This is a genomic window from Paramuribaculum intestinale (assembly GCF_030759015.1).
GTDB classification, from domain to species: domain Bacteria; phylum Bacteroidota; class Bacteroidia; order Bacteroidales; family Muribaculaceae; genus Paramuribaculum; species Paramuribaculum intestinale.
This window is the reverse complement of sequence record NZ_CP098825.1, coordinates 2,539,836-2,551,062: the sequence shown is the minus strand read 5'-3', so window position 1 is coordinate 2,551,062 and position 11,227 is coordinate 2,539,836. Positions and strand designations below refer to the sequence as shown.

Sequence of the window (11,227 nt, the reverse complement as noted above, 5' to 3'; positions counted from 1 at the left end):
CGCTGTCGAAGTCGAGATCGTCTATGTTGTCAGCGTTATCCTCAGCATCCTCGGACTGAGCCTTGGTCGATGGCTTTTCGGCTTTGGAAGCACTCTTGCGCGTACTGTTGCCGTCCGATGCCTTCAGAGCTTCCATTATCTTGGCCTCGATCTCGTCGGCCAGCTCGGGATTGTCTTGAAGCATCTTTTTGGCGGCGTCGCGACCCTGTGCCAGACGCGATCCGTCGTAGCTGAACCATGAGCCGCTCTTCTGGATGATCCCATATTCAACGCCCATGTCCACAAGCTCGCCGCTGCGCGATATTCCTTCGCCGAACATTATGTCGAACTCGGCGCGCTTGAACGGAGGAGCCACCTTGTTTTTCGTGATCTTCACCTTGGTGTGGCGTCCGAGTACATTCTCGCCATCCTTGATCGTCGTGCTCGAACGTATGTCTATGCGCACAGAGGCGTAGAATTTCAGAGCGTTGCCGCCGGTAGTCGTTTCCGACGGGCCGAACATCGCTCCGATTTTCTCGCGGAGCTGATTGATGAATATGCACGTGGTGTTGGTGCGCGATATCGTGCCCGTAAGCTTGCGCATGGCCTGCGACATCAGGCGTGCCTGAAGGCCTACGTTGCGGTCGCCCATATCCCCCTCGATCTCGCTCTTGGGAGTCAGAGCCGCCACGGAGTCTACCACCAGTATGTCGATCGCCGAGGAGCGTATCAGCTGTTCGGCGATTTCCAGAGCCTGTTCGCCGTTGTCGGGCTGCGATATGAGCAGGTTGTTCACGTCCACACCCAGTTTCTCGGCATAAAACCGGTCAAAAGCGTGCTCGGCGTCGATTATCGCTGCTATGCCGCCAAGCTTCTGGGCTTCGGCTATGGCATGGATGGCCAGAGTGGTCTTGCCCGACGACTCGGGTCCATAGATCTCTATGATGCGTCCGCGCGGGAAGCCGCCCACGCCGAGGGCGTAGTTGAGGCTCACCGATCCGGTAGGTATCACGTCTACATCCTCGATATTGTCGTCGCCGAGCTTCATTATGGCCCCCTTGCCATAATCCTTCTCGATCTTCTGCATTGCGGCAGCGAGGGCGTCGAGGCGTGCCTTCTTGGGGTCTACTGCCTCTTTATCTTTTTTTGAGGTTGTTTTTTTCTTTTCCATGTTCGCTTATGGTTTGAGGGTTGTGGCCGACAGTGCGTGCGGCCCTGTCGCTCACTGCAAAGTTACGAATTTTCTTGGGCAGAAACACTGCACATACCGGTTAAAAAACGCCAACGATCAAAGTTTTTCCTCTTGCACCGAACTTTCCGGATTCGGCCGCGTTTTATTGGTACATAGCAAAATTACTTTTTCCATTGCAAGAAATGTGATAATGATTGGTTTATTATCTAAGCGAGGAGACGTTGAGAGAACATCTCCTCGTTGCCTTTTATACATTTCAGACACTCTCTAAAAATAACTTATTTCTGGATCGCTTCACTTATCAGGGTCGCAAGCACCTCCGTCGTCAGCCCTGCCACATACTGTGAGGCGTCCCATCCCTCAAGAGCAGTTGCTATCGCTTCGAGCTCTGGAGCCACTCCCTTTAGACGTTCTTTCAGTTCGGTTTCGGGATCGGTGATGGCGAAGAAGTCGCCCGACAGTTCCACGCGCTCTATCAGTCCGTCGCTGCCGGTTATGACACGCGGACGTATCTCGCCCACTCCTTCTATGCGACGCCCCGAACCGCTTCGGCTGCGCCGTCGGTAGAGCCAGCTGTCGGCAAAATATTCTTCGGCCATGCGTTCTATCTCCTCTATGTCGGCGTCGGTCAGAGTCAGTGTATGGCCGCCGCATAGACTCTCCCTCACGGCTCGCTTGAACTCCTCTATGCCGATGGTGGAGTGTTCCTTGACGGTGGTGATGCGGCTTTCGACCGATTTCACCCCTTTCGACAGCATTTTGGCGCGTGAGGGAGTGATCGCTCCGGCCATCATCGCCCGGTCGGTGTCATACAGCATTGTGCCGTGCACGATGCTCCGTCCGGGCAGGTGATAGAAGGCGTTGCCCGACACTTTCCGGCCGCCGATCAGCACGTCGTTGCGCGATGTGTCGGCCGTGGCGTCGAGGCCGAGAGAGCGGAGCATGGACGCCACTCCGGAGGTGTATTCGCCGAAGGTGGTCATCACGTCGGCCGAAGGAGTGATATAACTCATCATTATGTTGTTGCGGTCGGCATATACGCAGCCGCCGCCGCTCTTGCGGCGCACCACCCTTATGTCGTGGCTGTGGCAGAAGTCCAGATCGGTTTCCAGTTCCACATCCTGATGACGCCCGCATATCACAGTCGGGTCAACCTGCCACATGAAGAAATAGCTGTCCGGGCCTTCACGCCGCGCCAGCCACTCCTCCATCGCGAGATAGAATGGCAGAGGGCGACCGATATGGTCGCCCTCTGTGGGAAGTTGTGCGTAGATCATTTGTCGGCGATAATTTCGTAGACGGTGCAGGGGCCGAGCAGTTTCACTCTCGTTGTGGCTTCGTCGAGCGCCGTTTTGACGAGTTGTGAGCTGATCGGAGTGGTGCGTATGGTGTTGCCCTTGCCGTCAAGTTCCACGAGGGTGCAGCCGGTGCCCGGGGTGCCGAGCAGCAGTGTCAGGCTCTTGGTGTCGGGCTTGCGGTCAAAGGCTATCTCCCCTTTTACTGCGTATTCGGTCGCAGGGTTGCTGTCAAATGCCCTTACGGCTTTGTCATCAGGAGCGGTGAGGTTGTTGCCGAGGCGTTCGGGCGTGAGAGGGTTCACGTCAAAAGTGCGTATCGCAAGCCAGTTTGACTTGGGCGAGTGAAGCTTGCGGATGCGCACGTAGCGGGCGTCGACAGGCGCGCCGGTCCAGTGTATGTGATATGTGCGCTGCATCGAGTCGGTCAGGGCTTTCCAGTCCTTTCCGTCGGCCGAGGCCTCAAGGATCACGTTGTCGAAATAATCCACGTCGTCAACCGAGTTGCGGCCCTGGAGTATATTGATCTCCTCCACCTTGCGCACTGCGCCCAGGTCGAGGCCGGCCCAGTGTCCGGCACGCTGGGCGTTGCCCGAATGGTAGTAGGTGGTCGAGTCATTGTCAAGCATGGCTTTGGCCTGTACGGAGCCGAGGCTGCGGTAGCTGCCGGTGCCTTTATACATCGAGGGAACTTCGCCGGAGGCCTTTTTGTAGAACGCTTCGAGCATCCCGTCCATGGCATTCTGATAGAAGGGCTGGAGCTTCATCGTTCCCGACTTGTGGGCGGTGTAGGCGGCTTTCTCCTCATCGGTCATGAGGTTGGCCAGATAGTTGTTCCAGAAGGCTGTGTCGTCGCCGCTCTCGAAGATCTTGATCAGATCGAGGGTGCGCGCGCCGCGTTCGCCGAGGCGTGTGAACTGTGTGAGCCATGGCTTAAGCTCCTTGAGCAGGGCTTTGTTGCTGATCTTGTCCATCTTGCCCTCCACCTGCCTGATGGCCTCGAACTCTTTCTTAAGAGCCTCGAACTGGGCGGGGGTATAGTTGTCGAAGGGGAAAGTGGTGGTTTCCCATGATTCGTCGCGGCGGTAGCCGGTCTCGGTGTCGGCCGAATGTATCGCGAAGAGGCGGTAGGCTTCGGCCTGGTCGGGGGCAAGTTCGGAGAGTCCGCGCTCCCAGTTGTCGATCGGGTTGTACGAGCTTACGTTCCATGCGTAGTCGGCCACGCCGTAGAGAGCGAGTTTAGAGGCTTCGCCATGCTCCATCGGGTTGCTCTCTATGCCTGAGGTCTGGGCTGAGGTGAGCGATGTGTCAAGACCATACACCGGACCCTGAAGCAGATAGTTGCGGGCATAGTCGGTAACGGGATAGTTCCACCAGTAGAGTGCGGGGCGTTTGATGCGGCTGTCGATAAACTCAAGGGTTTCGGGGGTCAGGTCGCTGCACACCACCGCGCCGGTCCAGAACACTTCGGCCTTCGGATTGAGCTTCTCGCCATAGATGGCAAGCTGTCCTTTCGGGCCGGGATTGGCCCAGAGCTGGGAGTAGTCGGTGGGGCATATCATCAGGTTGGTCACGTCGCCCTTCTTCTCCACAAAGTCGCGGGTGAGGTCGTTGACCAGTTCGGCCTGGCGGTTGGAATCGGTGCCGATGCCTTCGATATCGTCAAAAAACAGTGCGAACGATCTCACACCGAGGTCATACATCATGTCGAGCTTGCTTACGAGGCTGTCGTAGTCGGCCTTGTCCCAGCGTATGTCCTTGCCCGGATGTATGGCCCAGACAAAGTTAACGCGGTTGGCCTTGCAGGCCTCCACAAGTTCGTGTATCTGCTTGGCCTCCTGTTCGGGATAGGGCTGTCGCCAGTAGGGGGAACTGTGATACGGATCATCCTTCGGGCCGTAGAGATAGTCGTTCATCTTGTTGCGGCCGTAGAAGTCGATCAGCGACAGACGCACCTCGTGGCTCCACGGAGTGCCGTAGAAGCCTTCCACGACTCCGCGGTGAGGCAGGTCGGGATAGTCGGCGATGGTGAGGTAGGGCAGTGTGCCGTTGGAGGCTATCGGGCTTTCTACGAGCTGGCGAAGGGTCTGTATGCCGTAGAAAGCGCCTTTGTCGTCATAGCCGGTGATGGTCACTCCGTTCTTGTCCACGGTCAGGCGGTAGGCGCCCTCTTTGGCTTCCACCTTCTGCTTCTTGGCGGCTTTTGCGCCGGTGGCGATGGTCAGGAGGGTCCCCTTCCACGATGTGGGGATCGATGCTTTCAGCAGATCGGCTTCATAGCGCTGATCCCCTTTCAGCTTGAATCCGTCGGCTATGCCGAGTGTGCCGGCGCCGTTCGTTTCGAGGCTGTGGGGAGTGGGATTGATGATGATGCCTTTGTGGTCGAGCTTTTCGCCCGGAACGGCGAGATAGTTCTGCACCTCCTTGCGCTGCGACTGGAGGTCGAAGGTGTCCTGTCCCCAGGCCGGCACTATCGCTGCCAGAGCCAGGGCTGTCAGGATTGACTTGCTGATGGTCATAGTAGGAAAATGGTATTGATTTTTATGATTTTGTTCTGTCGGTATCCACTCGTTCGTGTGGTGATTACTGCAAAGTTACTTATTATCTGTCTATTTCGCAAGCTCATTTGTCGCTTCGTGCTGTCGCAGGAGCGGTTTTTCACTTCTCTTCACTCATTTTGTGCCGGAGTCGGTTCAGTGACGCCGGTTGCGTGGATGGTGGTCGAGTATCTCCTGGCGCAGGCGCGAACGGTCGAGATGCAGGTATATCTCGGTCGTGGCTATGCTCTCGTGGCCGAGCATCTGCTGTATGGCGCGCAGGTTGGCGCCCCCTTCGAGCAGGTGTGTGGCGAAGGAGTGGCGCAGGGTGTGCGGCGATATGGTCTTGGCTATGCCGGCGGCTGAGGCAAGACGTTTTATTATAGTGAATATCATCTGTCGTGTCAGGCGGGTGCCTCTGCGGCTCAGAAACAGAAAGGGCTCTTCGCCATGCTTTATCGGCAGGGCGGCGCGTTCGGGCAGATATCCTTCGATCCATGCCAGGGCTGTGTCCGACACCGGCACGAGACGCTCTTTCGAGCCTTTGCCACGGATCACCAGATACCCTTCGGCGGCATAGATGCGGCCTATCTCCAGACTGACAAGCTCCGACACGCGCAGCCCGCAGCCGTAGAGGGTCTCAACGATGGCATGGTTGCGCGTGGCTTCGGCCGTCGACGGATCGATTGACGCGATCATGGCATCAATCTCCTCCACGCTGAGCACTTCGGGCAGATGCAGGCCTATGCTTGGAGTTTCGAGCAGCTGCGACGGATCGGTGGCCAGAAAATGCTCCGTGTGTAGAAACCGGCAGAATGATCTCACTCCCGACAGGATGCGGGCCTGGGAGCGGGCGCTGATGCCCAGGTCGTGGAGCGCGGCTGCGAAGCTCTGCAGGTGCGACAGGCTCAGCTCGGAGAGGCTTATCGACTCTTCGGCAAGAAAGCCGGTGAGTTTTTCCACATCCATCCGGTAGCTGATACGGGTGTTTTCCGACAGTCCGCGCTCGAGGCTTATATGAGCCTCGTAGGTGTCGAGAAGCCGCGACATGTCGGTTATGCGGCGCAGTTCGGTCATGTGTCGGTCAGATAGTCGGTGCGTGGAAGTATGGTTGAACACACCGCGATGGCGGCGCGCCGTCCCTCGAACAGCATGCCGCACCCGGCGGAGTCAAGACGGCCGCGCATCGCTGCTATGTCGGCTGAAAACGAGGGGCCTTTGACTGTCAGTTCTACATAGTCTGCGTCGATCGGACGCCGGTTGAGCAGCCCGTGGCGATGTCCGAGCTGCAGGGCACGGACTATCGCCGGGTCATCGGTGTGGCAGGTCACATGCTGAGGCGACACGCAAAGCGCCACTCTGTAGGCCAGACGCGGCAGATAGCCGTCAAGTTGGTCGTAGGCGTAATACGCGTCTTTCTGACGGAGCACCTCGGTGATAAACCTGTAGGCAAACGGTGAGTGGACGCCGTTGCCGCGTCCGCGCCACCGTCGCTTTATAGGGCGTTTAAGGTGTTTGAGAAGCATCGTCAGTCGACATCTTTTTCTGCCGTCGATACGCTCTGGCCGGCCATGATACGCCTGAAGCCTGCGGCTATAGCGGCTGCGAGAGCCAGATATACCAGTATGATCGAGGCGTAGGCCGTGGCGGTGGTGGTCTTGAGCGAGTCGGGGTCGAAGCGCATCTCTATGGTGTGGCTTCCGGCCGGAATACGCATGGCGCGCAACAGATAGTTCACGCGCCCTATTTCCGCCTCCTTGCCGTCAATTGTGGCTTTCCAGCCCCAGGGGAAGTAGACCTCCGAGAATACTGCCACGCCGCCTTTGGCCGAGCGGGCGTGATAGGTGAGCCGGTTGGGGGCGTAGGTGGTTTCGAATATGGTGTCGCCCGGTGTTTTCGCCATGGTGCTTGCGCCGAGTGTGGCTGTGAAGCGGCGGTCGGCTACGGCTGTCTGTGCGGGATCTATTTCCGATAATGCGGCCATTTCTGCATCGGCTCCGTCCACATATATCAGCGAGTCGGCTATCCATGCGTTGCCCAGGGCGCGGTCGTTGAGCACAGCCTCTCCCTGACCGGTGATCACGTAGCGGGCGTTGAGCATGTCGAGCACTCTGAAGTCAGCCTCACTCGGATTGCCGCTGAGCAGCGGCTGAAGATGCCGGTCGATGAGATCCTGATAGCGGGTGAGTTTGGCGGCGTGATACCCTCCGATGGATTTGTGGTGATACGAGGGGTCGGCCTGCCAGAAACGCTGCATGTCCATCACGCGGTAGTTCATCGATGTGTCGGCGAGGATCGCCCGGTCGGCGTCGCTGAGCGGGAACTGAGGAGCCAGGGCAAGACGCTTGGCCACGAAGCTTTCCGAATCCACATAGCGCTTGTCGACGGTAAACAGATCCAGCAGCACTATAGCACCGATCGCGCCGATCGCCACGCCGGCTTTAAGCCGTCCGCGCATGCATACCGCAAGCACTATCGCGCCGGCGGCCACGATCATGAAGCTGCGGAGCGCGTCGCCCGAAACCATGGAGTTGCGTATCGTTTCCACAGCGGCATATATCCGGGGATTCTCCAGACTGAAATACTGCAGGGTCGCCTGGTCGGCGCCTCCCGCCGAGAGACTCTGCGAGATCATGGCGTCGATCTGGCGGTCAGAACCGCCGATGGGCGATCCGTAGATGCCGGGTATAAGTATGCCGGCGAGGCAGAGTGCCAGTACCATGCCGAAGCTCCATGTCATCGGACGCCTGAACCGCTGCCAGGCATCGGGCGTCGTCAGCAGTTTCTGAAGAGCCATAATGGCAAGCAGCGGCATCGTGAATTCGGCTATCACGAGTATGCTCTCTACGGTGCGGAATTTGCTGTACATCGGCATGTAGTCGATCATCAGATCGGTGAGCCACATGCAGTTGCGGCCGAGTGCCAGTAGTATCGACAGCGCCGTAAGCGCAAGCAGCGCCCATTTGATAGGGCCTTTGACTATGAAGCATCCGAGTATGAACAGAGCCACGATCAGTGCGCCGACATAAACCGGTCCGTTCGTTCCTTCGGGTTCTCCGAAATACTGGCTCATGTAGCCGAGATATTGCAGTTCCTGACGGTCTATCTCTCCTTTCGCGGCAAGATCTCTGGCCTTGTCGGTGTCGGCGAGGGTGAGCATCTTGCTGCTCCCTTTCTCAGGTTTCATGGATGCGCCCCCCTTGAGGTCGGGAATCAGAAGGGTGAATGTCTCGGCTGTGCCGTAGCTGTACTGCGTGATATAGTCGCGGTCAAGACCTCCGCTCGAAGAGTTGGCGCAGTTGTCGGGCTGCGTGAGCTCGCTATGCCCTCCGCGCATTGTTTCCTTGGAGTATTCGTAGGTGTTGTAGAGGCTCGGCAGATTGGCGCCGGCGGCTATGATGCCCGCCACGGCCAGCACTCCTGTGGCGGCAAGCCATCGGCGGAGCTGACCTCTGCCGGCCGACCATATCAGTATGGCTATCGAGATGCCCGCTATGACAAACATGAAGTAGTAGGTCATCTGCACATGGTTGGAGGCTATCTGCATCATGGCGAAGAAGGCCGTCATGGCGCCTCCGGCAAGATAGCGGCCTCTGTAGCATAGCAGCACACCCGCTATCGTGGGCGGCACGTAGGCCAGAGTGACGAACTTCCATATATGGCCTGCGCCTATGATGATTATGAAATACGATGAGAAGCCGTAGGCTATTGCGCCGGTCAGAGCCACATACCAGCGCATCTTCATGCTGAGCAGCAGGATGAAAAATCCGATCATCATCATCGCCACCAGATTGGCCGGCGAGGGCAGGCCGAGCCCCATCAGCGTATTGACCCAGCTTATCAGAGAACTGGAGGGATACGAGGGAGCTATCTGGAAGGTGGGCATGCCGGAGAACAATGAGTTGGTCCAGCGGGTGGTTTCGCCGGTGGCTTCGCGGAAGGCTTCCGCTTCATGGCCTATGGCTGCTCCCTGCTGCATGTCGTGCTGACGCAGCACGTTGCCTTCGAGGGCGTCGGGATAGAAAAATGCCAGCGATATGGCGGCTATGGCCAGAAGCGACACGATAGTGCCGATAAAGCTGCGCGAGCGCAGAAATTGCTTTATTTGTTCCATGTTGCTTTGATTGGATCGGAGTTCTTGTTTCGTGGATTGTTATCGCGATTGGATTGGTGAGCGGGAGGCGTCGAGAAGCAGCGTCAGGGCTTCCGGGCCGAGGCAAAACAGTAGGTCGAGCACACTGAGTCGGCCTGTTGAGGCCTGTTCGGTGGGTCTGATCTGCCAGTATTGCCCGATCGTCAGATCGGGGGTGTGCTCGCAGAGCGAGCCGGGGTGTAATGGCTCGGCGGAGTGCGAGACTTCGGTCGATATGCCGAGCAGACGGCGTATCAGGGTATCGAGATCGCCGTCGAAGTCGGTGAGCCTACGGCCTACGGCCTGTGGACCGATGATCTGCCGGAAGTCGTCGATGTAGAATTCAAAGTAGGGTGTGCGTCCGTAGGTCGATTCCATGGCTGTCAGATGCTCGCTCCACCATGATCCGTGATCCGACACTTCGACGTCGGCCCATGTGGCGTCGGCACGGTGTGGCTTGACTGTAGGCACAGTCAGCATGATCATGCCGTGGTTGCCGGGAATCAGACACCGGTGGGTCGATTTGAACCGCTTGTCATATCTCAGGCCGTCGGCTATGCATGCTTCGCCGCGGCGTGCCATCGAGGCATAATAGGCGGCCGGCGCGCAATACTGGGGCGGATAGAGCGGAGCGTTCATTTGGGGTTGGCGCTGCGCAGTATCCGGTTCCAGCGTATTCCGCCGCTGAACAGACCCTTGTCCTTGTCAAGCGAGAGCAGTATCATGATAGGCTTGCCCACGATATGGTCTTCAGGCACGAAGCCCCAGTAGCGCGAGTCGAGCGAGTTGTCGCGGTTGTCGCCCATCATGAAGTAGTAGTCCATCCCGAAGGTATAGCTGTCGGCCGGCTTGCCGTCGATATACACCGTGCCGTCCGGGTCGATATAGGCGTCGTTATGGCCCTCGTAGTTGCGGATACAGCGGTTGTAGATGTCCCAGTTCTCGCGTGTGAGGGGTATGGTGGCGCCGCGCCGGGGTATCCATATCGGACCGTACTGTGCGCGAGTCCAGTCGTCGGCGATTCCGGCGGGAAACAGGGTGTCGTCGGTCGGGGCGGGCTGTTTCATCAGGTGGCTGAACACATTGGGTTGCGACAGCATCTGTTCGCGCATTCCGGCTGTAAGCGGACCGAAGTATATCGGCGGAATGGTGCCGTCGGCGTTTGTGTCGAAGCCCAGCGAGGCCAGGGCGGGGTAGTCCGACGGAGAGGTCGATATGCGGTGGCGGTCATCGACGGCTATGCCGAGATTGTCGAAGTCGGAGTCGGTGAGCGGGCGCTTGGTCTGGAAGTAATAGTTGTGCTGGGCTTCGGCGGGCATCGGCTGCAGCGATCCGTCGATATAGATCGAATCGGAGCGTATCTCGATCGTCTGCCCGGGCAGTCCTACCGTGCGTTTCACGTAGTTCTCGCGACGGTCCACCGGCCGGTAAATGATCTCGCCGAAGGCCGGATCGCCGGAGTTTACCACATCATGGCCGTAGAGTCTTACCAGAGTGTGATAGTCGGGATTGGGCATGTTTGAGGCCACGGTGTCGCCGGCCGGAAAGTTGAACACCACGATGTCGCCCGTCTTTACGGTGTCGAAGCCTTTCAGACGGTGGTATTTGATCTGCGGGCTGTCAAGATAGCTCTTGGTGCCTCCGAGCCATCCGGGCATGGTGTTCTGCACCAGGGGGAAATGCACCGGAGTCATTGGCACGCGCGGACCATAGGCCATTTTGTTGACCCACAGATAGTCGCCGACGAGTAGCGATTTTTCAAGCGACGATGACGGTATCTGATAGTTCTGGCCTACGAAAGCGAATACAAAATACACCACCACAATGGCGTAGACTATGGCGTCAACCCAGCTCATGACGGTGCGCACGGTCTTGGATCGGCTGTTTTTCCACCATGTGAAGGGTATGTAGCCGGTGATGTAGATGTCGAAGAGAAGCACGAGCAGAAGGGCAAGCCACCAGTTGCCCATCCAGGCTACCCAGCCCAGAAACAGGAGGGCGACTATGCCGAATCTCACCCACCGCGTGGCTTTGGTGGAGCCGATGCGCGATTTCAGATCGGCAACGAATTTATTTTTGTCCATTGCTTTGT

The 11,227-nt window shown here is 57.9% G+C and carries 7 protein-coding genes and 1 pseudogene; all 8 read right to left on the bottom strand.

Translation table 11 applies throughout. The annotated features are described in order from the left end of the window. Positions 1-121 precede the first annotated feature (121 nt). A pseudogene (recA, locus tag NF347_RS11385) lies at positions 122-1,150 on the bottom strand (recombinase RecA); the annotation flags it as partial. A 299-nt stretch (positions 1,151-1,449) separates the two neighbouring features. Beyond that, positions 1,450-2,448 (bottom strand): lipoate--protein ligase, encoded by a 999-nt coding sequence (locus NF347_RS11380; RefSeq protein ID WP_107034944.1) that lies wholly within the window; start codon positions 2,446-2,448, stop codon positions 1,450-1,452. Beyond that, entirely contained in the window at positions 2,445-4,985 is a 2,541-nt protein-coding gene (locus NF347_RS11375; RefSeq protein WP_107034945.1) for a beta-N-acetylglucosaminidase domain-containing protein, read from the bottom strand. The genes NF347_RS11380 and NF347_RS11375 overlap by 4 nt, the downstream gene beginning before the upstream one ends. Before the next feature lie 174 nt (positions 4,986-5,159). Next, complete coding sequence (gene xerD, locus NF347_RS11370) at positions 5,160-6,080, bottom strand: site-specific tyrosine recombinase XerD (protein WP_107034946.1); 921 nt, start codon at positions 6,078-6,080, stop codon at positions 5,160-5,162. Then, positions 6,077-6,529 carry a hypothetical protein gene (locus tag NF347_RS11365; protein WP_107034947.1) on the bottom strand — a complete coding sequence of 151 codons (453 nt, stop codon included), beginning with the start codon at positions 6,527-6,529 and terminating at the stop codon, positions 6,077-6,079. Before NF347_RS11365 ends, xerD begins: the two co-directional genes overlap by 4 nt. 2 nt (positions 6,530-6,531) lie before the next feature. Beyond that, a complete protein-coding gene (locus tag NF347_RS11360) occupies positions 6,532-9,117 on the bottom strand; it encodes a glycosyltransferase family protein (RefSeq protein WP_107034948.1) in 2,586 nt (861 codons plus the stop codon). Positions 9,118-9,156: 39 nt separating this feature from the next. After that, entirely contained in the window at positions 9,157-9,774 is a 618-nt protein-coding gene (locus NF347_RS11355; protein ID WP_107034949.1) for a WbqC family protein, read from the bottom strand. Then, entirely contained in the window at positions 9,771-11,219 is a 1,449-nt protein-coding gene (gene lepB / locus NF347_RS11350; RefSeq protein ID WP_107034950.1) for a signal peptidase I, read from the bottom strand. Before lepB ends, NF347_RS11355 begins: the two co-directional genes overlap by 4 nt. Positions 11,220-11,227: the final 8 nt, after the last annotated feature.

Coding starts and splice junctions, on each gene's coding strand:
- NF347_RS11380 (WP_107034944.1), bottom strand. CDS start 2,448: ATGATCTACGCACAACTTCCCACAGAGGGCGACCATATCGGTCGCCCT.
- NF347_RS11375 (WP_107034945.1), bottom strand. CDS start 4,985: ATGACCATCAGCAAGTCAATCCTGACAGCCCTGGCTCTGGCAGCGATA.
- xerD (WP_107034946.1), bottom strand. CDS start 6,080: ATGACCGAACTGCGCCGCATAACCGACATGTCGCGGCTTCTCGACACC.
- NF347_RS11365 (WP_107034947.1), bottom strand. CDS start 6,529: ATGCTTCTCAAACACCTTAAACGCCCTATAAAGCGACGGTGGCGCGGA.
- NF347_RS11360 (WP_107034948.1), bottom strand. CDS start 9,117: ATGGAACAAATAAAGCAATTTCTGCGCTCGCGCAGCTTTATCGGCACT.
- NF347_RS11355 (WP_107034949.1), bottom strand. CDS start 9,774: ATGAACGCTCCGCTCTATCCGCCCCAGTATTGCGCGCCGGCCGCCTAT.
- lepB (WP_107034950.1), bottom strand. CDS start 11,219: ATGGACAAAAATAAATTCGTTGCCGATCTGAAATCGCGCATCGGCTCC.